This is a genomic window from Nocardioides sp. CCNWLW216 (assembly GCF_037120545.1).
Lineage (GTDB): Bacteria > Actinomycetota > Actinomycetes > Propionibacteriales > Nocardioidaceae > Nocardioides > Nocardioides lianchengensis.
Map to the genome: position 1 here is coordinate 307,649 of NZ_JBBBBJ010000006.1, position 21,243 is coordinate 328,891.

26 protein-coding genes are annotated in these 21,243 nt (G+C 72.7%); 11 read left to right on the top strand and 15 right to left on the bottom strand.

What is annotated here, in order from left to right; genetic code table 11:
• Positions 1-59: 59 nt before the first annotated feature.
• Positions 60-134: a 50S ribosomal protein bL37 gene (locus tag V7S47_RS25690; protein ID WP_369759046.1), complete on the top strand. Its 75-nt coding sequence runs from the start codon at positions 60-62 to the stop codon at positions 132-134.
• A 202-nt stretch (positions 135-336) separates the two neighbouring features.
• Here the strand turns inward: V7S47_RS25690 and rsrA are convergent, their stop codons facing one another.
• The 4 genes from rsrA to V7S47_RS16040 all read right to left on the bottom strand — a co-directional run bounded on the left by rsrA (position 337) and on the right by V7S47_RS16040 (position 2,733).
• Positions 337-633 (bottom strand): mycothiol system anti-sigma-R factor, encoded by a 297-nt coding sequence (gene rsrA / locus V7S47_RS16025; RefSeq protein ID WP_090860935.1) that lies wholly within the window; start codon positions 631-633, stop codon positions 337-339.
• Positions 630-1,280 carry a sigma-70 family RNA polymerase sigma factor gene (locus tag V7S47_RS16030; protein ID WP_336562508.1) on the bottom strand — a complete coding sequence of 217 codons (651 nt, stop codon included), beginning with the start codon at positions 1,278-1,280 and terminating at the stop codon, positions 630-632. Before V7S47_RS16030 ends, rsrA begins: the two co-directional genes overlap by 4 nt.
• 62 nt (positions 1,281-1,342) lie before the next feature.
• Positions 1,343-1,987: an alpha/beta hydrolase family protein gene (locus V7S47_RS16035; protein ID WP_336562509.1), complete on the bottom strand. Its 645-nt coding sequence runs from the start codon at positions 1,985-1,987 to the stop codon at positions 1,343-1,345.
• A complete protein-coding gene (locus tag V7S47_RS16040; RefSeq protein WP_336562510.1) occupies positions 1,984-2,733 on the bottom strand; it encodes an SOS response-associated peptidase in 750 nt (249 codons plus the stop codon). Before V7S47_RS16040 ends, V7S47_RS16035 begins: the two co-directional genes overlap by 4 nt.
• Positions 2,734-2,764: 31 nt before the next feature.
• Between V7S47_RS16040 and V7S47_RS16045 the strand changes: the two genes are divergently transcribed.
• From V7S47_RS16045 to rsgA, 3 genes are read left to right on the top strand one after another with little or no spacing between them, the layout of a single operon-like run.
• Positions 2,765-3,289 (top strand): DoxX family protein, encoded by a 525-nt coding sequence (locus V7S47_RS16045; RefSeq protein WP_336562512.1) that lies wholly within the window; start codon positions 2,765-2,767, stop codon positions 3,287-3,289.
• Between the two features lie 21 nt (positions 3,290-3,310).
• Complete coding sequence (aroA, locus tag V7S47_RS16050) at positions 3,311-4,585, top strand: 3-phosphoshikimate 1-carboxyvinyltransferase (RefSeq protein WP_336562513.1); 1,275 nt, start codon at positions 3,311-3,313, stop codon at positions 4,583-4,585.
• Complete coding sequence (rsgA, locus tag V7S47_RS16055; RefSeq protein WP_336562514.1) at positions 4,585-5,589, top strand: ribosome small subunit-dependent GTPase A; 1,005 nt, start codon at positions 4,585-4,587, stop codon at positions 5,587-5,589. Before aroA ends, rsgA begins: the two co-directional genes overlap by 1 nt.
• An 8-nt stretch (positions 5,590-5,597) precedes the next feature.
• Here rsgA and V7S47_RS16060 read toward each other — a convergent pair whose 3' ends face one another.
• Positions 5,598-6,038: a DUF2231 domain-containing protein gene (locus tag V7S47_RS16060; protein WP_336562515.1), complete on the bottom strand. Its 441-nt coding sequence runs from the start codon at positions 6,036-6,038 to the stop codon at positions 5,598-5,600.
• Positions 6,039-6,079: 41 nt separating this feature from the next.
• On the opposite strand from V7S47_RS16060, the gene V7S47_RS16065 reads away from it, so the two are divergent.
• Positions 6,080-6,955: an inositol monophosphatase family protein gene (locus tag V7S47_RS16065; RefSeq protein WP_090860978.1), complete on the top strand. Its 876-nt coding sequence runs from the start codon at positions 6,080-6,082 to the stop codon at positions 6,953-6,955.
• 41 nt (positions 6,956-6,996) lie between these two features.
• Positions 6,997-7,428, top strand: coding sequence for a CBS domain-containing protein (locus V7S47_RS16070; RefSeq protein WP_090860942.1), 432 nt, complete (start codon positions 6,997-6,999; stop codon positions 7,426-7,428).
• 24 nt (positions 7,429-7,452) lie between these two features.
• Here the strand turns inward: V7S47_RS16070 and lepB are convergent, their stop codons facing one another.
• The gene (gene lepB, locus V7S47_RS16075) at positions 7,453-8,262 is read right to left on the bottom strand and encodes a signal peptidase I (RefSeq protein WP_336562516.1); all 810 of its coding nucleotides are present in this window, start codon (positions 8,260-8,262) and stop codon (positions 7,453-7,455) included.
• A 108-nt stretch (positions 8,263-8,370) separates the two neighbouring features.
• Here lepB and V7S47_RS16080 point away from each other — a divergent pair, with 108 nt between their 5' ends.
• The 3 genes from V7S47_RS16080 to V7S47_RS16090 are packed head-to-tail and all read left to right on the top strand — an operon-like array spanning position 8,371 to position 12,513.
• Positions 8,371-10,926, top strand: coding sequence for a response regulator (locus V7S47_RS16080; RefSeq protein ID WP_336562517.1), 2,556 nt, complete (start codon positions 8,371-8,373; stop codon positions 10,924-10,926).
• A gap of 38 nt (positions 10,927-10,964) precedes the next feature.
• Positions 10,965-11,333, top strand: a complete 369-nt coding sequence (locus V7S47_RS16085; protein ID WP_090860944.1) for an FKBP-type peptidyl-prolyl cis-trans isomerase — start codon at positions 10,965-10,967, stop codon at positions 11,331-11,333.
• A 10-nt stretch (positions 11,334-11,343) separates the two neighbouring features.
• Positions 11,344-12,513 (top strand): lactate 2-monooxygenase, encoded by a 1,170-nt coding sequence (locus V7S47_RS16090; protein ID WP_336562518.1) that lies wholly within the window; start codon positions 11,344-11,346, stop codon positions 12,511-12,513.
• A 48-nt stretch (positions 12,514-12,561) separates the two neighbouring features.
• Here the strand turns inward: V7S47_RS16090 and V7S47_RS16095 are convergent, their stop codons facing one another.
• Complete coding sequence (locus tag V7S47_RS16095; protein WP_090860946.1) at positions 12,562-12,810, bottom strand: RNA-binding S4 domain-containing protein; 249 nt, start codon at positions 12,808-12,810, stop codon at positions 12,562-12,564.
• 4 nt (positions 12,811-12,814) lie between these two features.
• On the bottom strand, positions 12,815-14,077 hold the full coding sequence (locus V7S47_RS16100; RefSeq protein WP_336562519.1) for a DUF445 domain-containing protein: 1,263 nt from the start codon (positions 14,075-14,077) through the stop codon (positions 12,815-12,817).
• A 44-nt stretch (positions 14,078-14,121) separates the two neighbouring features.
• Here V7S47_RS16100 and V7S47_RS16105 point away from each other — a divergent pair, with 44 nt between their 5' ends.
• Positions 14,122-14,520 carry an adenylyltransferase/cytidyltransferase family protein gene (locus tag V7S47_RS16105; RefSeq protein WP_090860948.1) on the top strand — a complete coding sequence of 133 codons (399 nt, stop codon included), beginning with the start codon at positions 14,122-14,124 and terminating at the stop codon, positions 14,518-14,520.
• 83 nt (positions 14,521-14,603) lie between these two features.
• On the top strand, positions 14,604-16,211 hold the full coding sequence (locus V7S47_RS16110) for an MXAN_6640 family putative metalloprotease (RefSeq protein WP_336562520.1): 1,608 nt from the start codon (positions 14,604-14,606) through the stop codon (positions 16,209-16,211).
• Here the strand turns inward: V7S47_RS16110 and V7S47_RS16115 are convergent.
• The 7 genes from V7S47_RS16115 to V7S47_RS16145 all read right to left on the bottom strand — a co-directional run bounded on the left by V7S47_RS16115 (position 16,109) and on the right by V7S47_RS16145 (position 21,227).
• A complete protein-coding gene (locus V7S47_RS16115; RefSeq protein ID WP_336562521.1) occupies positions 16,109-16,720 on the bottom strand; it encodes a winged helix-turn-helix domain-containing protein in 612 nt (203 codons plus the stop codon). The two genes, V7S47_RS16110 and V7S47_RS16115, sit on opposite strands and share 103 nt — an antisense overlap.
• Entirely contained in the window at positions 16,617-17,270 is a 654-nt protein-coding gene (locus V7S47_RS16120; protein ID WP_336562546.1) for a hypothetical protein, read from the bottom strand. Before V7S47_RS16120 ends, V7S47_RS16115 begins: the two co-directional genes overlap by 104 nt.
• A 5-nt stretch (positions 17,271-17,275) precedes the next feature.
• On the bottom strand, positions 17,276-18,154 hold the full coding sequence (locus tag V7S47_RS16125) for a hypothetical protein (protein ID WP_336562522.1): 879 nt from the start codon (positions 18,152-18,154) through the stop codon (positions 17,276-17,278).
• 166 nt (positions 18,155-18,320) lie between these two features.
• Positions 18,321-18,596 (bottom strand): HU family DNA-binding protein, encoded by a 276-nt coding sequence (locus V7S47_RS16130; protein WP_090860954.1) that lies wholly within the window; start codon positions 18,594-18,596, stop codon positions 18,321-18,323.
• Between the two features lie 157 nt (positions 18,597-18,753).
• On the bottom strand, positions 18,754-18,915 hold the full coding sequence (locus V7S47_RS16135) for a hypothetical protein (protein ID WP_170867253.1): 162 nt from the start codon (positions 18,913-18,915) through the stop codon (positions 18,754-18,756).
• 191 nt (positions 18,916-19,106) lie between these two features.
• Complete coding sequence (locus V7S47_RS16140; protein ID WP_336562523.1) at positions 19,107-20,819, bottom strand: alkaline phosphatase; 1,713 nt, start codon at positions 20,817-20,819, stop codon at positions 19,107-19,109.
• A 105-nt stretch (positions 20,820-20,924) separates the two neighbouring features.
• On the bottom strand, positions 20,925-21,227 hold the full coding sequence (locus tag V7S47_RS16145) for a hypothetical protein (protein ID WP_336562524.1): 303 nt from the start codon (positions 21,225-21,227) through the stop codon (positions 20,925-20,927).
• Positions 21,228-21,243: the final 16 nt, after the last annotated feature.

The window sequence follows — 21,243 nt, forward strand, 5'->3', positions numbered from 1 at the left end:
ATTTGAGAGACTGTCTGATGGCCCTCTGTCTGGGTCGACACCGATTCGAGGAGATCACCATGGGCAAGACCGGCCGCAAGCGCCGCGCTCGCAAGAAGAAGGGCGCGAACCACGGGAAGCGCCCCAACGCCTGAGCGCAGGCACCACGCATCCGAACCCCCGAGCCCGCTGGGCCGGGGGTTCGTTGCTTCGTGGATCCGCCTGGTGGCGGCCGTCGGGGGCGCGGGAGAGTTTTATCGGCTAGCCGATGAAACTCACGCCGGGACGACGAAGCTTCATCGTCCCGGCTCCAGGTTCATCGGCCAGCCGATGAAACTCTCCGGCCGCGAGCGCGACTCAGCTGTCGCTGATGCGGACCTGGACCTCGCGGATCCGGAACATCACCCGCTGGCGCAGCTCCTCCGGAGCGGCCTCGGAGCAGGACCGGGCGACGACCGACTTCACCGTGCGCTGGAGGTCGTACTTCTCCAGGCAGGGGTTGCACGTGTCGAGGTGGACGCGGACGGCGTCGCAGTCGGCCTCGGCGAGCTCGTTGTCGATGAAGTAGACGATCTGCTCGAGATAGTCGGCACACTCGCGCTCGGACACGTCGCCGTGGCTGTGCCCGGCGTGGTCCTGGTCCTGGGTGCTCACGAGTCGCCCCTCTCCTGGCCGCGACCGACGGTCAGCAGGTCGTTGGCGCGGACGTAGTCCTGCAGCATGTCGCGGAGCTGGCGGCGACCGCGGTGCAGGCGGGACATCACGGTCCCGATCGGCGTCTCCATGATCTCGGCGATCTCCTTGTAGGCGAACCCCTCGACGTCGGCGAGGTAGACCGCGAGCCGGAACTCCTCGGGGAGTCGCTGGAGCGCGTCCTTGACCTGCGAGTCGGGCAGGTGCTCGAGGGCCTCGGTCTCGGCCGACTTCAGCCCGGTCGACTGGTGCGACTCCGCGCGGGCCAGCTGCCAGTCCTCGACGTCCTCGGCCATGGACTGCTGCGGCTGCCGCTGCTTCTTGCGGTAGGTGTTGATGAAGGTGTTCGTCAGGATCCGGTAGAGCCAGGCCTTCAGGTTGGTGCCGGGCCGGAACTGGTGGAACGACGAGTACGCCTTGGCGAAGGTCTCCTGGACCAGGTCCTCGGCATCGGCCGGGTTGCGGGTCATCCGCATCGCAGCGGAGTAGAGCTGGTCCAGGAACGGCAGGGCGTCGCGCTCGAAGCGCGCGGCCCGGTCGGCCTCGGTCTCGGTGGCGACGTCGACAGGCTCGAGGTCGTCGAGCGTGGCGTCGGTGAAGTCAGTCATCGTCTCCCAGCCTACGCCGGGGGCGGGTGCTTCCAGGAGTGCCATCACGATGGTGGAACACGTCAGCCCGGCGCCCCATTCCCGGTCACCTCGCGCACGATCCACTCGAGGGTTGACTCGACGACGATCGCCATCGCATCGGCCTGCGAGACCGCTCCGCGGGCGGGCACCTTCAGTCCGTGGTCGCCACCGGGAACCACGGCGATCTCGGTCTCGGCCGGGAACTCCTCCGGGCGGCCCATGGCGTCGTTCTCGCCCTGCACGACCAGGGTCGGTACGCCGGCCCCCGCCAGCTCGGGCAACCGGCTCCTCTCGGGCTTCCCGGGCGGGTGCAGCGGGAACGACAGCGCCAGGCAGCCGGCCGCCCCCGCCGGTACGGCGCAGCGCGCCGCCGACCGGGCCCCGGCCGAGCGACCGCCCAGCACCAGCGGTCCCGCGGCGTCCACGGCCGCCACGGCGGCCAGCAGCGCCTCGTCCAGGGTCGGCGGTGGGGTCGCGACCTTCCGGCCGGCCACCCGCCAGGGCTGCTCGAGGAGCACGACCGTGAAGCCCTGCGCGGGCAGCGCCGCCGCCAGCGCGGCCAGGTCGCGCGCGTCGATCCCGCCTCCGGCGCCGTGGCTGAGCAGCAGCGTGGCGACCGGCTCGGCCGCCGCGTGGGTGACGAGGCGGGCCTCGCCGCGGGGGGTGTCGATCAGTCGCTCGCTCATTCCACGACCTCCTCGAGCGGGATCGGCTCGACCAGCTCGGCGCCGTTGTTGCGGACGTTGTTGACGAGCGTCGGGACGGCGTACGCCTCGAGTGCCCCGGGGGCGGCGGGGACGAGCAGGTCGAGCAGGCCGGCCTGCGGGGCGGCGGGATCGAGCCAGTCCGCCCACCGCTCGCGCTCGACCATCAGCGGCATCCGGTCGTGGATGTGGCCGAGGTCGTCCTCGGCGTCGGTGGTGATCACGGTGCAGGTCCAGCGCCAGCGCGCCGGATCGTCGTCGGCCTTCGTCGGGTCACGCCAGAGCTCGTACAGCCCGGCCATCGCCAGCGTGCCGCCGTCCTTCGGGCGGATGAAGAAGGGCTGCTTGACCGGTTTGCCGTTCTTCTGGACCTGGGAGGTGGGGTACCACTCGAAGTAGCCGTCCGCCGGCAGCAGGCAGCGGCGCTTCGCGAACGCCTTCCGGTACGCCGGCTTCTCGGCCACCGTCTCCATCCGCGCGTTGATCATCCGGCTGCCGATCGACGGGTCCTTGGCCCAGGACGGCACCAGCCCCCAGGTCAGCACCCGCAGCTGGCGCAGCGACTCGCTCGCGTCCTTCGAGGGCGGCCGTTCGAGGACGGCGTACACCTCCTTGGTGGGCGCGACGTTGTAGTCGGGCTCGAGCGGCGCCTCGATCATCTCCTCGGCGATCTCGAACTCCTCGACGAGGTCCTCGGGGCGCCGCGTGGACGCGTACCGGCCGCACATGGGTCCACCCTAGGGCGGGTAAGAAGGGTCCATGACCGTCAGCCGCCTCGTCGCCCGTCCCATGCTCGCCTCGATCTTCCTCGTCGGGGCCACGACCGCTCTGAAGAACGCCGAGGCGTCAGCGGTCAAGGCCAAGGCCGTCACCGACCGCGTCGTGCCCGCGGTCAAGAGGACCGGCGTCCCGCTGCCCGAGGACCCCGCCACCCTGGTCCGGCTCAACGCCGGCGTCCAGGTCGCCGCCGCGCTCGGCCTCGCGACCGGTCGCGCGCCGCGCCTGTCGGCCGCGGTGCTGGCCGCGTCGCTGGTGCCGACCACCGCGGCCGGCCACCGCTACTGGGAGGTCCAGGACCCGGCCCAGAAGACCCAGCAGAAGCTGCACTTCTTCAAGAACGTCTCCCTGCTCGGCGGTCTCGTGATCGCCGCGGGCGACACCGACGGGAAGCCGGGTGTCGCCTGGCGCGCCCGCCGGGCTGCCAAGGACGCCCGCCGCGAGGCCAAGCACCTCGCGGTCGCCGCCCGGCACGAGGCCAAGCTGGTGAAGGCGAAGGTCTCCTGAAGTCTCGATAGAGTGCCGCGCGTGACGAGCGTCCCCGATCCCTGGCCCGCCCCCCGCGCGACCGCTCCGGTCGACGCCGTCGTCACCCTCCCCGGGAGCAAGTCGCTGACCAACCGGGCGCTGGTCCTGGCGGCGGTGGCCGACGGTCCCTCCGTCGTACGACGAGCGCTGCGCTCGCGCGACACCGCGTTGATGGCGGCGGCGCTGACCTCCCTCGGCTCGGTCGTCGACACCGCCGGCGACGACTGGTCGGTCACCCCGGCGCCGTTCGCCGGCGACGTCGCGGTGGACGTCGGCCTGGCCGGCACCGTGATGCGGTTCGTGCCGCCGATCGCCGGTCTGACCCGCGGGACCGTGGCCTTCGACGGCGACGCCCACATGCGCAACCGGCCGGTCGGCGAGGTGCTCACGGCGCTGCGCGGGCTCGGGGTCCAGGTCGACGGTGACGCGCTGCCCTTCACGCTCCGGGGCAGCGGCACGGTCCGCGGCGGCACCGTCGTGGTCGACGCCTCGGCGTCCTCGCAGTTCATCTCCGCGCTGCTGCTGGCCGGCGCCCGTTACGAGCAGGGCGTCGACGTGCGCCATGACGGCAAGCCGGTCCCCTCGCTCCCCCACATCGACATGACCGTGGCGATGCTGCGGCAGCACGGGGTCGAGGTCGACGACCCTGGGTCGGGCGGAGGCGCGAACCGCTGGACGGTCGCCCCGGGCCCGGTGCGCCCCGTCGACCACGTCATCGAGCCCGACCTCTCGAACGCCGCACCGTTCCTCGCGCTGGCGGCGGTCTCCGGCGGCACGGTCATCGTGCGCGACTGGCCGCGGGCGACCACCCAGGCCGGCGACGCGCTGCGCGGGATCCTGGCGCAGATGGGCTGCGAGGTCGGGTTCACCGACGCCGGCCTGAGCGTGACCGGGCCCGACGAGCTGCAGGGCGTCGACCTCGACCTGCACGACGTGGGCGAGCTCGCCCCGGCGGTGGCGGCGCTCTGCGCGCTGGCCACCACACCGTCCCACCTGCGCGGCATCGCGCACATCCGGCACCACGAGACCGACCGGCTGGCCGCCCTGGTCAAGGAGCTCGGCGGGCTCGGCGCCGACGTCGTCGAGCGTCCCGATGGGCTCGACCTGCGGCCCGCCCCGCTGGGCGGCGGCCGCTTCCACACCTACGCCGACCACCGGATGGCCCACGCGGGCGTCATCGTCGGCGCGGCGGTCGACGGCGTCCTGGTCGAGAACGTCGCCACCACCGGCAAGACCTTCCCCGACTTCGCCGGCTTCTGGTCCGGGCTGTTCTGATGCCGTCGGGGCGCTACTCCGACCAGGACGTCGAGCACTACGAGCGCCCCCGTCGCCGGACCCGCCCCCGCACCAAGGAGCGCCCGTCGTACGACGACGCGGTGACCGGCGTGGTCGTGACCGTCGACCGGGGCCGCTACACGCTGCTCGTCAACGGCCGGACCGTGATGGCGATGAAGGCGCGCCCGCTGGGCCGCAAGGGCGTGGTCGTCGGCGACCGGGTCCGGGTCGTGGGCGACGTGTCCGGCGACGACGGGAGCCTGTCGCGGATCGTCGAGGTGAGCGAGCGGGTGACCGTGCTCCGTCGCACCGCGGACGACGACGATCCGGTCGAGCGGATCATCGTCGCCAACGCCGAGCAGCTGGTGATCGTCACCGCGCTCGCCGACCCCGAGCCCCAGCCGCGGCTCATCGACCGGGCGCTGGTGGCCGCCTTCGACGCCGGCATGCAGCCGCTGCTCTGCCTGACCAAGGCCGACCTGGCCGATGCCGAGACGCTGCTGTCGACGTACCGCTCGCTGGGCGTGCCGTGGGTGGTCACCCGGCGCGGCGGCGATCTCGCCGAGGTGCGCGAGCGCCTGGCCGGACGCACCAGCGTGCTGGTGGGCTCCAGCGGCGTCGGCAAGTCGACCCTGGTGAACGCGCTGGTCCCGGACGCGGGCCGCGAGGTCGGCATCGTCAACGCCGTCACCGGCCGCGGTCGGCACACCTCGACGTCGGCCTACATGCTGGAGCTCCCCCGCACCGAGGCGCAGGGCGTCGGCTGGATCATCGACACCCCCGGCATCCGCTCCTTCGGACTGGCCCACGTCCAGCCCGAGCACCTCATCGAGGCCTTCCCGGACCTCGACGAGATGACCGAGGACTGCCCGCGCGGCTGCACCCACGGCACGGACGAGCCCGAGTGCGGTCTCGACGAGGCGCTCGCCGCCGGCCAGGCGGACGTGGAGCGGGTCGAGTCGTTCCGGCGGCTGCTGGCGGCCCGCAGCGAGCCGCTGTACTAGGTCCTCTCTCAGCCGCTGTACCAGGCGATCTGCGCGCCCGCGTCGCCGACCAGCACCGTGTAGACGGCGGTGACGACCGCGAGCACCGCGACCAGGGCAGCCAGGGCGATGCGGGTCGGACCGGTGCGGGTGTGCAGCCAGGCCGCGACGAACGAGACCAGCGCGAAGACGGTCACGCTGATCCGCAGCATCCCGGCGCGATCCTCGTGGGTGTCGACCAGCTCGGCGAGCGGGCCGCCGTACTGGTTGGCCTCGACGAGGTCCTCGCCCGAGAAGTAGGCGACCCAGACCGACACGGTGGCGACCAGGACCGAGACGACCAGGGGCCACCGGAGCCGGTCGCGCCACCGGGGCACGGCGTACCCGAGGCCGGCAAGGGCGGCGAGGGGCCCGAAGACCACCGCCGCGTGAACCACGAGAGCGTGCAGGGGAAGGCCGTTGATCTCCATGGTTGAACGTTAAGCCAGTTTGCTGAAAGTAGCCTGTGCTCGTGGCCACCGACTTCACCGACGACCTGCGCCTCGCGCACGTCCTCGCCGACGACGCCGACTCGCTCACGACGGCGAGGTTCAAGGCGCTCGACCTGCACGTCATGAGCAAGCCCGACCTGACCCCCGTCACCGACGCCGACGAGGCGGTCGAGGAGATGATCCGGCGCACCCTCGGACGCACCCGCTCCCGCGACGCGATCACCGGCGAGGAGCAGGGCTCGACCGGCACCAGCGCCCGCCGGTGGATCGTCGACCCGATCGACGGCACCAAGAACTTCGTGCGCGGCGTCCCTGTGTGGGCGACCCTGATCTCGCTCGCCGTCGACGACGAGGTCGTCGTGGGCGTGGTCTCCGCGCCCCAGCTGCAGCGCCGCTGGTGGGCGTCGACCGGCAACGGCGCCTGGACCGGGAAGTCGCTGCTCAAGGCCACCCAGTGCCAGGTCTCCGACGTCCGGCGACTCGAGGACGCCTCGCTGTCCTACGCCTCGCTGGGCGGCTGGGAGGAGCGCGGCCGGCTCGACGACTTCCTCTCGCTGATGCGCCGCTGCTGGCGCACCCGGGCGTACGGCGACTTCTGGTCCTACATGCTGCTCGCCGAGGGCGCGGTCGACATCGCCGCCGAGCCCGAGCTGCAGGTCTACGACATGGCGGCGCTCGACGTCATCGTGCGCGAGGCCGGCGGCCGGTTCACCTCGCTCGACGGCACCGACGGGCCGTTCGGCGGGAACGCGCTGGCCACCAACGGCCACCTGCACGAGGCCGCCCTGTCGTTCCTGGGCTCGCTCGGCGACGACGATGACGACCCCGACGTACGACGGACCGGTCCCGGCTCGGTCAGCGACCTTCGCTCCCGGCGGCCTCCCACCCCGTCGTGACGCCGTAGATTTGTGACCCGCGTCACCACTACCGTCGGTGCATGAACATCGGTGACGTCCTGAAGGCCAAGCCCAGCGCGACCGTGGTGACCATCGGACCGGAGGCGGGGGTGCGCGAGCTGATCGCGCTGCTCGCCGAGCACAACGTGGGCGCGCTGATCGTCAGCGGCGACGGCGACCGCGTCGAGGGGATCGTCAGCGAGCGCGACGTCGTACGCCACCTCCACCACGACGGCACGGTCGTCCACAACACCGTCGGCGCGATCATGACGTCCGTGGTCGAGACCTGCGCGCCGGACACCGACCTCGATGCGCTGATGAAGACGATGACCGACCGCCGGATCCGGCACGTGCCGGTGGTCGACGACGGCCGCCTGGTCGGCATCATCAGCATCGGCGACGTGGTCAAGCACCGCATCGACCAGCTGGAGTTCGAGCGCGACCAGCTCGACAGCTACGTGCACCAGACCTGAGCCGGGCCGGGCGCCCGATCCGGGTCAGTCCAGGTCGGCGAAGGTGTCCGGCTTGTGCAGGATCGAGAACCGCTTGGCCGGCCACACCCGGGCGAACACCTTGCCGACGACCAGGTCGGTCGGCACGAACTCGTTGCCGGGCACGCAGTCGGTCTCGTCCTTGCGGCACATGTGCTCGGAGGAGTCCGCCGAGGCGTCGCGGTGGTCGCCCATCACGAACAGCTCGCCGTCCGGCACCGGCCCGGTCGACCAGTCCGACTCGCAGTCGGTGACCATCGGGCCGTCGCAGTCCATGTCGTTGAGGGTGAAGTCGGACTCGATCGGCGTCCCGTTGACCATCAGCCGGCCCTGGTCGTCGCAGCACTCGATGACGTCGCCCGCGACGCCGATGACCCGCTTCACCAGGTGTCCACCGGTCGGGTAGAGCCCGATCTTGCCGAGCGCCTTGCTGACCGGGCTGGTCGGACCGACGTCCTCCCCCGGGCCGAGCCAGCCGCCCGGGTCCTCGAAGACCACGATGTCGCCACGCTCGGGGCTGCCCCCGCCCCAGTAGGAGACCTTCTGGACCAGGATCCGGTCGTTGATCTCAAGGCCCGGCTCCATCGAGCCCGACGGGATGTAGAAGGCCTGGAGGAAGAGCGTCTTGACGATGAAGGAGAGGACCAGCGCCGCGCCGAGGAGCACGACCGTCTCCTGCCAGAGCGAGAGCCGCCGCTTCGGCTCGGCCACGGCAGCGGGAGCGGGGTCCGGGGTGGCGCCCTCGTCGTCGTGCACGTCCACGCTGCTCCGTCCGCTCATCAGCCCGTCCCGGCAGCGCGCCGGGGCGGTGGACATGGTGACACGTGCGCCTGAGAAATCCTCAGCGCGGCCCGCCGCCGGCCGATCAGCAGGTCGACGTGGCACGCGTGGTGCTGCCGCGCTGCTCCGGGGGGAGGTGGTGTCGTGCGGTCGAGCGCGCTCACCGGCCGGTTCCGCGCGGGCCCGCTCCACCTCGTCGGCTCGGCGTGCATCGCCTGGCACCTGCTCTGGATGGCCCTCGACCTGCCGCTCGCGGCGGTCGTGCTGCCCCTGACCTTCGCGGTGACCGTCGCCTGCTGCGGGGCGATCTCCTGGATCGACGTCCGCGGCTCCCGACGTGCCGGACGGCTGAAGACCCGGCTGATCGGCGCCGGCACCACCTCGATGGTCCTCAGCGTCCTCCTGGACACCCTCGACCCCACCCGCGGCAGTGTCACCGGGGACGTCGCCGACCTCGCCCAGCTGGCCGGCTACGGATGCGTCGGGGCTGCTCTGATCGCGCTCCTGGCCCACCGGCTGCAGGTCAACAGCATCGACACGTTCCTCGACGTGGCCACGGTCCTCACCGTCAGCATCCTGATCTTCTGGGCCGCCTCGCTGGAGGAGACGCTGCTGGCCGGCGACGGAGCCTCCCTGTTCGGCCGGGCACTCACCAGCGCGTACCCCGTCGTCGACGCCGTCCTCCTGGCCCTCGTCCTGCGCGTCCTGCTGGACCCTCGCTCGCGCTCGTGGACCAGCGCCCGACTCGCCGTCGGCATCTGCTTCTGGCTGGTCGCCGACACCTGCTCACTGGTCCTCGGCCTGGAGCGCGACAGCACCATCCTCACGGCCGGGACCCTGCTCGGCACCGCCCTCATCGCCCGGGCTCTCTTCGTCCCGGTCCACCGCGTCGCCGCCGCCGAGCACGACGAGCTGTGCCGCCGCAGCATCCTGCGCCGCTCCGCGGTGGCCGTGCTGCCGCTGCTGGTGCCGCCGGTGATGCCACTGCTCGACCCGGATCCGGGCCAGGCCCGCGACATGGCCGCACAGATGGTCGGCTTCGTCGTGCTGCTGGCCCTGACCTTCGTCCGCACGGTCCGCCTGCTCGACGAGGACCGCCGTACCCGGCGCGAGCTCGCGGACGCCCGCGACGCCGCCCTGGAGGCCTCGCGGGCGAAGTCGTCGTTCCTCGCGACCATGAGCCACGAGATCCGCACACCGATGAACGGCGTCATCGGGCTGACCGGCCTGCTGCTCGGGACCGACCTCGACGCCCGTCAGCGGCAGTACGCCGACGGCGTGCACGGGGCCGGTCAGCAGCTGTTGGGCATCATCAACGACATCCTCGACTTCTCGAAGGTCGAGGCCGGCCACCTGGAGCTCGAGGAGATCGACTTCGACCTCTCCCAGGTCGTCGAGCAGGCCACCGAGCTGCTGGCGGAGATCGCCCAGGGCAAGGGCCTGGAGCTGCTCGCCTACTGCGCACCCGACGTACCGCTCGGCCTGCGCGGGGACCCGACCCGGCTGCGTCAGGTACTGGTCAACCTGGTCGGGAACGCGGTCAAGTTCACCTCCGCCGGCGAGGTCGCCGTCTCCGCCCACCTGCGCGGCCACGGCGACGACGGGTCCGTGGTCGTGCGGTTCGAGGTCCGTGACACCGGGGTCGGCATCGCGGCCCGCGAGCAGGAGCACCTCTTCGAGCCGTTCGCCCAGGCGGACTCCTCCACGACCCGTCGGTACGGCGGCACCGGCCTCGGCCTGGCCATCTCCCACCAGCTGGTGACCGCGATGGGCGGCGGCCTCGACCTGGCGTCGGTGCCCGGCGAGGGCAGCACCTTCGGCTTCGAGCTGCCGCTGCGGCTCGCCCACGACCCGGAGACCGCGGCGACGCCGCCCGCCGAGGTGCTGGTCGGCGCGAAGGTGATCCTGGTCGACGACAACGAGACCAACCGGCTGGTCCTGCACGAGCAGACCTCCGCCTGGGGCCTGCGGCCCAGCGTCGCCGCCGACGGGCCGACGGCGCTCGCGATGATGCGCGAGGCGGCCGAGCTGGGCGAGCCGTTCCAGCTCGCCGTGCTCGACATGGTGATGCCCGGCATGAACGGGCTCGAGGTCGCCCAGGCGGTCACCCGCGGCCGGCCCCCTCGGCCGGCCCTGGTGCTGCTGACCTCCGGTCCGGAGATCAGCACCGGCGAGGCCACCGCGGCCGGGATCGCCGCCCGGCTCACCAAGCCGGTGCACCTGGCGCGGCTCCGCGAGGCGCTGGTCCAGGCCCTCGGCTCCCGGGGTGCGGAGCTGCCGGCCGCCGGGCGGCCGGTCGTGCCCCACGAGGAGCGCCCGCACCGCGGGCACGTGCTGATCGTGGAGGACAGCGAGATCAACCAGCTGGTCGCGACCGGGATCCTGGAGCACCTCGGCTTCAGCACCGAGCTCGCCGACGACGGCCGCTCGGCGCTCGCGCTGCTCGAGCACACGTCGTACGACGTCGTCCTGATGGACTGCCAGATGCCCGACATCGACGGCTACGAGGCGACCCGCGAGCTGCGGCGGCGCGAGGCGGGCGGACGTCGTACCCCGGTGATCGCGCTGACCGCCGGCGCCGTCGAGGGCGAGCGCGAGCGTTGCCTGGCCGCCGGCATGGACGACTACCTCACCAAGCCGATCGACCCGGCCGACGTCGACGCCGTGCTGACCCGATGGCTCGGCGAGGTCGTGTTCTGACGGCTCCAGGGCCGTCCTGGATGGCTAGGGTGGGTTTCATGGACAAGCCCGAGATCGACTTCCCCGACTTCGACCCGCCCGCCGACCTCGTCATCGAGGACCTCACCGTGGGCGACGGCCCCGAGGCCAGCGCCGGCCAGACCGTCTCCGTGCACTACGTCGGCGTGGCCCACTCCACCGGCGAGGAGTTCGACGCGTCGTACAACCGCGGCGACACGCTGAAGTTCCGCCTCGGCATCGGCCAGGTCATCTCCGGCTGGGACCAGGGCGTGCAGGGCATGAAGGTCGGCGGGCGCCGCAAGCTCGTCATCCCGCCGCACCTCGGGTACGGCGACCGCGGCGCCGGCGGGGTCATCAAGCCCGGCGAGACGCTGATCTTCGTGGTGGACCTCATCGGCGTCTCCTAGAGGACCGGCGATGGCGCACTTCGGCGACCACCAGTCGTCGATCTACTTCAACGGCATGTTCCTGGGCCAGACCCCGGACCTGCCGACCGACCTGACCTCCCTGGAGGAGCGGGCCGCCGAGGTGCTCTCCCCCGAGGCGCTCGGCTACATCGTGCCGAGCGCCGGGGGCGGCGCCACCGCGCGCGCCAACGTCGCGGCGTTCGACCGGTGGCGGATCGTCCCGCGGATGCTGCGCGACCACGCCGTGCGCGACCTGGCCACCGAGGTCCTCGGGACGTCGATGGCCGCGCCGGTGCTGCTCGGCCCCGTCGGCGTGCAGACCCTGGCCCACCCCGAGGGCGAGCTCGCGTCCGCGCGGGCCGCGGCGGCGGTCGGCCTGCCCTACGTCCACTCGACGCAGGCCAGCCACTCCATCGAGGAGGTCGCGGCCGCGGTCGGTGACGGGCCGCGGTGGTACCAGCTCTACTGGCCGACCGACCCGGAGCTGTGCGAGAGCTTCCTGTCGCGGGCGGCGTTCGCCGGCTACACCCACCTGGTCGTCACCCTCGACACCACCCTGCTGGGCTGGCGCCCGCGCGACCTGGACCGCGGCTACCTCCCGTTCCTGCAGGCCGTCGGCATCGCCAACTACACCAGCGACCCGGTCTTCCTGCGTCGGCTGGAGAAGTCGGTCGAGGAGGACCCGGGTGCCGCCGGCATCGCCTTCGCGTCGGTCTTCCCCAACCCCGGCCTCGACTGGAGCCAGCTGGCCTGGCTGCGCGAGCGCTGGGACGGCCCGATCCTGCTCAAGGGCATCCAGCACGTCGACGACGCCCGGCTGGCCGCCGAGCACGGGATGGACGGGATCGTCGTCTCCAACCACGGCGGCCGCCAGGTCGACGGCGCGGTGGCCTCGCTCGACCAGCTCCCGGCGATCGCCGAGGCGGTCGGCGACCGGCTGGCTGTGCTCTTCGACTCCGGCATCCGCTCCGGCCCCGACGTCGTCAAGGCGCTCGCCCTGGGTGCCGACGCCGTGCTCCTGGGCCGGACGTTCCTCTACGGCCTCGCCCTCGCCGGTCAGGTCGGCGTCGAGCACGTGCTGCGCTGCCTGCTGGCCGAGGTCGACCTGACCCTCAGCAACGCCGGCTACGCCAGCCACCGCGAGCTGTCCCGCGACTCGCTGGCGCCGACCCCACGCTGACCCTGCTGCCGAGTCGGCGCGAGTCCGCGCCGACTCGGCGGGGGTGGGTCACCAGGGCAGGTCGTCGCCCGCCGACTCGTCGGAGACGCGGGCGGACTGGGGACCGAGGGTGACCACGTCGCCCTTCACCAGCTGGCGGCCGCGCCGGAGCTCGACCTCGCCGTTGACGCTGACCGCGCCGTCGGCGATGACCGGCTTGGCCTCGGCACCCGAGTCGACCAGGTTGGCCAGCTTGAGGAACTGGCCGAGCCGGATCGACTCGTCCTTGATCGCGACGTCGAACGGCTCGGTGCTCATGGGGCTAGTGAACCAGCACCGAGACGGCGTGGATCAGCACCCCGACCAGGCCGCCGACGATGGTGCCGTTGATCCGGATGAACTGCAGGTCGCGCCCGACGTGCAGCTCGATGCGACGGGCCGCCTCGCGACCGTCCCAGCGCTCGATGGTGTGCGTGATGACCGCGGTCAGCTCCTCGCCGTACCGCTCGACGGCGAAGACGGCGGCGTCGGCGGCCATCCCGTCGAGCCGGGCGCGGAGCGTCTCGTCGTCGACGAGGCGGTCGGCGAAGGCGACGACCTCGGTGAGCAGCCGCTGGCGCAGGGCACCGTCGGGGTCCTGCAGCGAGGACGTGAGCACCCGGCGGAGGGCGTTCCACAGCGAGGTCGCCGAGGCGAGTACCTGCGGGTGGTCGAGCAGCCGTTCCTTGAGCCGCTCGGTGCGGGCCTGGGTGTCGGGGTCCTCGAGCAGGTCGTGGGCGAGCTGGGCCAGCATCGAGTCGAGGGCCGCCCGCGCCTGGTGGCGCGGGTCGTCGCGGATGTCGGCGACCCAGCGGACCAGCTCGACGTGGATGCGGCTGCTGACCCGCTCGTTGAGCCGCGGCGGCGTCCACCACGGGGCCCGCTCGACCAGGACGTCGGCGACGGTGTCGGGGTTGGCGACCAGCCAGTCGTGGAGCTCGCGCAGGGTCAGGTCGACCAGACCGTGGTGGAGATCGTCGTGGAGGGTCTCGCTGAGCAGACTGCCGAGCAGCGGCGCGATCGGCTCCTCGTGGAACCGCGGCACCAGGGCGTCGCGGACCAGCGTCTCGATGTGGTCGTCGCGCACCTTCGCGAGCCCGATCGCGGCCACCTCCGCCGCCTCGTCGACCACCCGGCGGGCGTTGGCCGGCTCGCGCAGCCAGCGGCCCACGCGCAGCGACACCGTCGCGGCCGCGAGACGGTCGCGGACGATCGCCTCCTGCAGGAAGTTCTCGCCGAAGAACTCCTCCAGCCCCTGGGCCAGCTGGTCCTTGCGCCGCGGGATCAGGGCCGTGTGCGGGATCGGCAGCCCGAGCGGGTGCCGGAAGAGCGCGGTCACGGCGAACCAGTCCGCGATCGCGCCGACCATCGACGCCTCGGCCCCCGCGTTGACGAAGCCGAGGAACCCGTCCTGGCCCAGCGTGGCGACGTACACGGCCGCGGCCAGGAGCAGCAGCGAGACCGCCACGACCCGCATCTTGCGGAGCGCGCGACGTCGTACGGCGTCCGCTGCCGGGTCCCCGGTGATCATCTCGATGCTGGCCACCCGGCGATTCTTGCCGAGGGGCGGTGACTGCCAGAATCTCCCCCATGTCACGCACGGTCATCACGTTCGGCACCTTCGACGTCTTCCACGTCGGCCACCTCCGGGTGATCGAGCGGGCGGCGGCGCTGGGCGACCGGCTGGTGGTCGGGGTCTCGGCCGACCAGCTCAACGTGAGCAAGAAGGGCCGCGAGCCGGTCTTCAGCGAGCGCGAGCGACTCGAGATCGTCGCGGCGCTGAAGCCCGTCGACGAGGTCTTCGTCGAGGAGAGCCTCGATCTCAAGCGTGACTACATCCTCCGCTACGGCGCCGACGTCCTCGTGATGGGCGACGACTGGGCCGGCCGGTTCGACGAGTTCGGCGACATCTGCGAGGTCGTCTACCTGCCCCGCACGCCCGCCATCTCGACGACCGCGCTGATCGAGAAGATCTCCTCGACCGGCTGAGTTTTACCCGGTCCCCGGCAGGGGCAGGCTCCCGGGACCGCGGTGTCTCAGGGGCACCGCTCTCCCGAGAATGAGGCACCTGCATGCGCCGTACGATCGCCGCGGCCGTGGTGGCCGTGGCCACCGCGTTCACCCTCCTCCCCGCCCAGGCCGCGACCGCCGACGGCGAGGTCGTCCAGCCGGCCGAGACCGCGTCACCGGCCACCGACGACCAGGCCGACCAGGCCGACCGGGCCCTGTCCACCGTGCGAGACCTGCTGGCCGGGAAGGGCACCACCGCCGAGCGCCGCTCCGGCGGGACCGAGCGGGCCGGCTCACCCGACCTGACCCTGGCCATGCGCGACCTGTTCGTGGCGCTGCCCCGGCTCGACGCCGACCAGCGCGAGGAGGCCGAGGCCCTGATGGCCCGGCCGACCGACGGCGCCAACGACCGGCTCGGCGACGGCTACACCGTGCCGGCCCGCCGCAGCTGCGGCGGCAACTTCTGCGTCCACTACGTCACCAGCACCGCGGACGCCGCCCCGAGCTCCAGCTGGGTGCGCTACACCCTCGGCACGATGAACAAGGTCTGGAAGCACGAGGTCCGCCGGCTGGGCTACCGCAAGCCGCTGAGCGACCGGGCCGCCGGCAGCTCCCGCAACGGCGGCAACGGCAAGTTCGACATCTACCTGAAGGACCTGGGCTCGCGGGGCCTCTACGGCTACTGCGTGCCCGAGTTCCGCCTGGTGGGGGCGAAGTACCGCTGGCGGGCCACCGCCTACTGCGTGCTCGACAACGACTTCGCACGCGCCCAGTTCGGCACCGCCCCCAAGCCCACGCTCCAGGTGACCGCCGCCCACGAGTTCTTCCACGCGGTGCAGTTCTCCTACGACTACGGCGAGGACCGCTGGTTCATGGAGGCGACCGCGACCTGGATGGAGGAGCGGTACGCCGACCGCGTCAACGACAACCGCCAGTACCTCCGCTCCAGCCAGATCCGCGCGCCGCACGTCCCGCTCGACACGTTCACCGGCCGCGGCTCGTTCCAGTACGCCAACTGGGCGTTCTGGGAGTACCTCTCCGAGCGCTACGGCAACCGCATCGTGCGCGACGTGTGGGTCAGTACGGCGCCCCGCGGTAAGCGCAACACCTACGCCCTGGGCGCCCTGAAGAAGCAGCTGCGACGCCACGGCGGCTTCGCCCGCGTCTTCGCGGCCTACTCCGCCGGCAACGCCTTCCCGTCGCGGACCTACTCCGAGGGACGCCGCTGGCCGAGCCCAGCCCTCGCGGGCAGCGCGGTGCTCTCGCGGAAGTCGCCGGCCCGGGCCGGGACGCTGACGCTGAACCACCTGAGCTCCGGCCACCTCCGGCTGCGCCCCGACAAGAGCCTGCGGTCCAAGCGGTGGAAGCTGAGGGTCAAGGTCGACGGCCCCTCGCGGAAGGCCTCGCCGGCGGCAGTCGTGACCGTGCAGCTGCGCAACGGTCGGCTGGTGCGCAAGACCGTCCGTCTCAACCGCAACGGAAAGGGACAGACGAAGGTCTCCTTCAGCCGACGCACGGTCCGCAGCGTGACGGTCACGGCGGTCAACGCCTCGACCCGGTTCTCCTGCTACCGCGCGAGCCCGTCCGCCGACCCGCAGTTCAGCTGCCAGGGCATTCCGCGCGACGACCGGAAGCCCTTCGCCATCAAGGTGGCGGCGGTCCCCCGCTGATCATCGGATCGGTCCACTGACCTGACGCCCGATTGGCTCGCCACCCGAGCCAATCGGGCGTTGAGGTTTCCCGGGTGACCACCGCGCCGGCGCCTGCGACCGTCGCCCTCCCCGACCCTGCCCCCCGGCGGCGGCCTCACCGTGGCCCAGGGCACCGCCCTCACGGTCGGGACGTACGTGCCGTCGCCGACGCGGGCCTCCAGGAACCCCTCGGCGACCAGCCGCTCGTAGGCGGTGGCGACGGTGGTGCGGGAGACCCCGAGGTCGCGGGCCAGCGAGCGGGTCGGGGGCAGCCGGTCACCGGGCACGAGACGTCCGGAGCGAACCGCTTCGAGCAGGGCGCGGTAGATCGCGGTGGGCCGGTCGGCCCGCGAGCTGAGGTCGACCACCAGGTCCACCGGACCCTCATCCCCGACCGGGGCGCGGACCTCCCAGCAGACCGTCGGCCAGGCCGGTGACGGCGTCGGTGACCCCGGTGACCGTGCCGGTGAGGGGCGCGGTGGCTCCACCGGTCGCGGTGTCGAGGAGACCGGTCACCCCGGCCACGACGGGCGCGGCGAGGGCGGAGACCGGGCCGGGCCCGCCGGCCGCGGGCGGCTCGGGGTCCGTGGGCTCCGGGCGGACCGGGGTCTCGGCCGGCGGAGTGGTCGGCGCGGAGCTCGGGGCGGTGGGGCTGCTCGGGTCGGTGGGCGCGGTCGCCGGGGCCGGCGCGCCGCCGCCCGCTGCGGGACCGGTGCCCGCGTCGACGTCGGCGCCCTGATCGGCGGCCGGCGTCTCGGCACCCGCGCCCGCGCCGTCGACCGCAGGAACGACGACCGGGTCGGCGGGCGTCAGCAGCACGGGTGCGACCACCGTCTGGCGGTCCGGCGTGCGCGACGGGCCGTCGGCGAGGGGCACGTCGGACCCGACGTCACCGACGACGCGGACCGACAACGCGATCGCGAGCACGAAGACGAGCGCGCCCGCACCCAGTGCGGCCACGCCGAAGCGGGCCTCGTGGCTGGGCCGCAGCACGCGGCGTCCCCGGTCCCACAGCTCGCGCGGAGGAAGGATGCTCATCACGGTCAGCCGTGCCGGCCGCCGCGGCCACCACGGTGGCCCCGGTCGCCGCCGTCGCCGCGACCGCCCCGGTCACCGCGGTCGTCGTGGCCACCGCCGTTGCGGTCGTCACGCCCGCCACGACCCTCGCGGCCGCCCCGGTCGTCACGGTTGCCCCGGTCGTCACGGTTGCCCCGGTCGTCACGGTTGCCCCGGTCGTCACGGTCACCCCGGTCACCCCGGTCGTCACGGTTGCCCCGGTCGTCACGGTCACCCCGGTCACCCCGGTGACCGTGACCACGGTGGTCACGCCCGTCGCCCTTGGAACCGTTGGAGCCGCTCGAGCCCTTGGGTCCGTTCGGGGTCGGACTGGGGTCCGAGTCGTCGTCCCCGGCGGTCGGGTCGGTCGGGACCGCCCCGGCCCCCGTCGCGGGCGGCGCGGGCGTGGTGGGTGCGGCGGGCGTGGTGGGTGCGGCGGGCGTGGTGGGTGCGGCGGGCGTGGTCACGGGAGCGACGGGCGGCGTCACCGGGATCGGCTCGGCCGCCAGGGGCACCCCGGCGGCCTTCGCCGGGGAACCGACGTCGCGGCGGTCCTTCCCGGGACGGTCGGACCCGGCCGGCGCCGACGAGGTCGCGGCGGCCGGCGTCGTGGGCGCGGCGGCGGACGGCTCGACCGGGGCGGGAGCCTCGGGCAGCCGGGAGCCACCGACCACGGCCTGGGAGTCCGGACCGGAGCTGGTGAAGGGGAGGTCGGGCAGGCCGGGGATCTTCTCGTCGAGGCCGGTCAGGGCGAGTCCGGCGGCGACGGTGAAGATGCCGGCGCCCAGGCCGAGCCCGATCAGGCTCAGGCGGGCGTCCCGGCGACCCGAGGCGGGTCGCGCAGGACGGCGGGGGAAGACAGACACGAGCGAACTCCCGGGATACGTGCTCGACGGAACTCCACCACGGTACTGGCGCCGGACCGCTCTCCTGCTGCCCGGCGGCCATTCCTGATCGAATCTTGACGATCCCCGGAGACGACGCAGGGCCCGACCCCCGGAGGGGTCGGGCCCTGCGGGCGACGTCGGCTGGTCAGCCGGCGACGGCCTGCTTGAAGGCCGAGCCGGCCTTGAAGGCCGGAGCCTTGCTCGCCGCGATCTGGATCTCGGCGCCGGTCTGGGGGTTGCGGCCGGTCCGGGCGGAGCGCTCGCGCGCCTCGAACGTGCCGAAGCCGGGGATGGTCACCTTGTCGCCACCGGCGACAGCCTTGGTGATCGCCTGGAGGGTCGCCTCCAGGGCCCGGTCGGCCTCGGCCGCACTGGAACCGGTCGCCTCGGCAATGGCGTCCCGAAGCTGGGCCTTGTTCATCTGAGCTCCTCTGTGCTGAGAATGATGATCGAATCTTCGACATCGTAGGTGATCGCGCCCACCAAAGGGCAGTCAGCGCGCGGGGCGTCGCCCACGACGAGCGCCCCGCCGAGCGTACGACGTCCCCCGCCCCGCCCGCACGCAGGCACGGCGATCGTCAGGCGGACCAGCGCACGGAGTCGTGGATGAGGTCGGCCAGCGAGTGCACGCCGACGAGGTCGGAGCGGTGCTCGAGCAGCTCGCTGACGGCCTGCCAGTGACGCAGGACCGAGTCCTCGCGTCGACGGCGGACGGGGGACGGCTCGGTGTCGACGGACATGAGGAGCTCCTCTCGGGAAGGATCGTGAGCGCTCATCATAGACCAGTAATTCACTATAGTAAGACGTTTTTAATCGACGAGCCCCCACGTCCGCGCCGCGGGCAGCTCGGCGAAGCCAGGACGGGGCGGGCCGCCGCCCCGGACCCGAGAGGACCGGGGCGACGACCCGTCGTACGGCAGCGGGGAGGCTGCTAGCGCTTCGTGACGCGCACGGTGTCGGACCGGGTCACCGAGCCACCCGCACCGGTCACCGTCGCGATCACCCGGAGGGTGCCCTTCGACGCCTTGCGGGTCTTGAGCCGGACGGTGCCACCGGCGGCGCCGACCTTCTTGCTGGCCAGGGTCCGGCTGCCCTTGACCAGGCGGACCGTGACCGTCGTAGCGCCCGAGGCCGCGACGGCGACCGGGAGGCCGCGCCGGCGCAGCTCGGCCAGCGAGATGCGCGTGGCGCCCGCGACGACCGACACCGCGGGCTTCAGCGGGTCGGGCTCGCCGGGCTCCCCCGGGCCGGGCAGCACGCTGGGCGTGCGGCCGAGCATCGTGAGGAAGAGGTCGGTCTGATCGATCACGCCGGTGACGTTGGCCGCCTGCGGGCCCGAGGCGGCGACCCGGATCTGCGTGCCCGTGTGATCGGAGCCGACCGCGTTGGTGGAGTACGCGACCGACATCGGGTCGCCGTCGGCCGTCTGCACGGTCGCGCGCTGGACACCGTCGTCGGCGTTGCCGGCGATGATCTGCGTCGAGTGCGCGTGGTCGCCCGTCACGATGATCAGCGTGTCGGGGTTGGCCTCCTGGTAGGACAACGCGACGGCGACCGTCTCGTCGAGCTCCTTCAGGTCGCCGATGGCGCCACAGATGTCCGAGGCGTGCTCCTGCTTGTCGATCATCGCGCTCTCGGTCTGCAGGAAGAAGCCCTTGTCGTTGTCGAGCAGCGCGATGGCCTTCTCGGTCATCAGCGACAGGTCGGGCTGGGCACCGCGATCAGCCTCCTCGCAGCGCGTCGTCGGGCCGCCCGCGCCGGCGGCGCTCGCGACCAGCGGCTTGTACATCGGCGTCATGTTGCCGCCGTTGAAGAGCCCGAGTACCGGGCCCTGGTCGAGCGAGGTGACGGCGGCGAGCTGGGTGGTGTTCTCGACCAGCCGGTAGCCGTGCTGCTGCTGGGCGTAGGCCAGCGTGGTCGTGGCCGGGTTGGCGTCGATCGGCGTGGTGAACCGGTCCTTGCCGCCACCGAGCAGCACGTCGATCTGGTGGTCGACGAGCTGCTCGGAGATCGATCCGGGGCCACCCTGCCCCTTGGTCTCGCTGGGGCAGGTGGCCGCGGCGTTCGTGGTGCTCTGGCAGCCGCGCTGGCTGATGTGCGAGGCGGCGGCCGCGGGGGTGGCGTCGGTGATCTCCGCGGTGCTGACGTTGCCGACGCGCTTGCCCTGCGCCTGGAACTTCTCCAGGACCGTCTCGTAGTTGGTCCCGGGCACCGCCGCGGCGGTGCTCGGGCCCTGCGAGATCCGGCCGTCGACGGTCCTCTTGCCGGTCGACCAGCCGCTCGCGGTGGGGGCGGAGTCGGAGACGTAGGCGATCGGGTAGTCCGGGCCCGCGCCGACCTTGAGGCCGTACGTCGTCATCGCGCCGGTGAACGGCAGCGCGTCGAGGGCGGGGAAGCGTCCGCCGGCGCCGTACTCGTAGTTGCGGGCGGCGGTGATCATGGAGTCGTCCATGCCGTCGCCGATGATCAGGATGACGTTGCGGGGCTTGCTGGGGTCCACCTGGGCGGCGAGCTCCGCGGACCGCTCCTTCGTGAAGCCCTGCTCGACGGGGTCCGGGATGGCGGCGGTGGCCGCCACGGTGCCGGCAGCGACGACGGACGCGAGGGCGCCGATCGCCAGCACGGTGCGCTTCTTGACCTGCACGGGGGGTACTTTCGGTTCGGATGTCTCTCGAACCGTTCCGCCGCCCGGCGTACGGGCGGCGGTCCCCGTCTGTCGATCAGGTGACCGATGGGTGTCCTCGCGGGTTCAGCCGGCGCACACCACCCGCAGCTCGCGCACCTCGTAGGGGTCGCCCTGGGTGTCGCGGCGGCGGACCAGGCGCAGCGGCGCCTCGTGCCCCTCACCCGGGCCACTGAAGACCAGGAAGGTGATCTCGTGGCTGTCCTCGACGAGCGGCACCAGGTGCCCGGGGCGGCCGGAGACCTGCCAGGTGCCACCGCTGAACCGGCGGCGGAACCGCAGCTCCAGTTGGCTGCCGACGGACAGCTCCACCACCTGGCCGGCGGCGGGGTCCTCGACGACGTGGACGCGGGGACGGGTCGAGCTCATGGTTTCCTCCGAGGGG

Bases quoted from the DNA above. Each gene is read 5' to 3' on its own strand.
- V7S47_RS16045 (WP_336562512.1), top strand. From the start codon at position 2,765: ATGACCGTCAGCCGCCTCGTCGCCCGTCCCATGCTCGCCTCGATCTTC.
- V7S47_RS16035 (WP_336562509.1), bottom strand. From the start codon at position 1,987: ATGAGCGAGCGACTGATCGACACCCCCCGCGGCGAGGCCCGCCTCGTC.
- V7S47_RS16145 (WP_336562524.1), bottom strand. From the start codon at position 21,227: ATGAGCTCGACCCGTCCCCGCGTCCACGTCGTCGAGGACCCCGCCGCC.
- V7S47_RS16110 (WP_336562520.1), top strand. From the start codon at position 14,604: ATGCGCCGTACGATCGCCGCGGCCGTGGTGGCCGTGGCCACCGCGTTC.
- rsgA (WP_336562514.1), top strand. From the start codon at position 4,585: ATGCCGTCGGGGCGCTACTCCGACCAGGACGTCGAGCACTACGAGCGC.
- V7S47_RS16135 (WP_170867253.1), bottom strand. From the start codon at position 18,915: ATGTCCGTCGACACCGAGCCGTCCCCCGTCCGCCGTCGACGCGAGGAC.
- V7S47_RS16060 (WP_336562515.1), bottom strand. From the start codon at position 6,038: ATGGAGATCAACGGCCTTCCCCTGCACGCTCTCGTGGTTCACGCGGCG.
- V7S47_RS16090 (WP_336562518.1), top strand. From the start codon at position 11,344: ATGGCGCACTTCGGCGACCACCAGTCGTCGATCTACTTCAACGGCATG.
- V7S47_RS16120 (WP_336562546.1), bottom strand. From the start codon at position 17,270: ATGAGCATCCTTCCTCCGCGCGAGCTGTGGGACCGGGGACGCCGCGTG.
- V7S47_RS16105 (WP_090860948.1), top strand. From the start codon at position 14,122: ATGTCACGCACGGTCATCACGTTCGGCACCTTCGACGTCTTCCACGTC.
- V7S47_RS16040 (WP_336562510.1), bottom strand. From the start codon at position 2,733: ATGTGCGGCCGGTACGCGTCCACGCGGCGCCCCGAGGACCTCGTCGAG.
- V7S47_RS16095 (WP_090860946.1), bottom strand. From the start codon at position 12,810: ATGAGCACCGAGCCGTTCGACGTCGCGATCAAGGACGAGTCGATCCGG.
- V7S47_RS16070 (WP_090860942.1), top strand. From the start codon at position 6,997: ATGAACATCGGTGACGTCCTGAAGGCCAAGCCCAGCGCGACCGTGGTG.
- V7S47_RS16085 (WP_090860944.1), top strand. From the start codon at position 10,965: ATGGACAAGCCCGAGATCGACTTCCCCGACTTCGACCCGCCCGCCGAC.
- V7S47_RS16030 (WP_336562508.1), bottom strand. From the start codon at position 1,280: ATGACTGACTTCACCGACGCCACGCTCGACGACCTCGAGCCTGTCGAC.
- lepB (WP_336562516.1), bottom strand. From the start codon at position 8,262: ATGTCCACCGCCCCGGCGCGCTGCCGGGACGGGCTGATGAGCGGACGG.
- V7S47_RS16130 (WP_090860954.1), bottom strand. From the start codon at position 18,596: ATGAACAAGGCCCAGCTTCGGGACGCCATTGCCGAGGCGACCGGTTCC.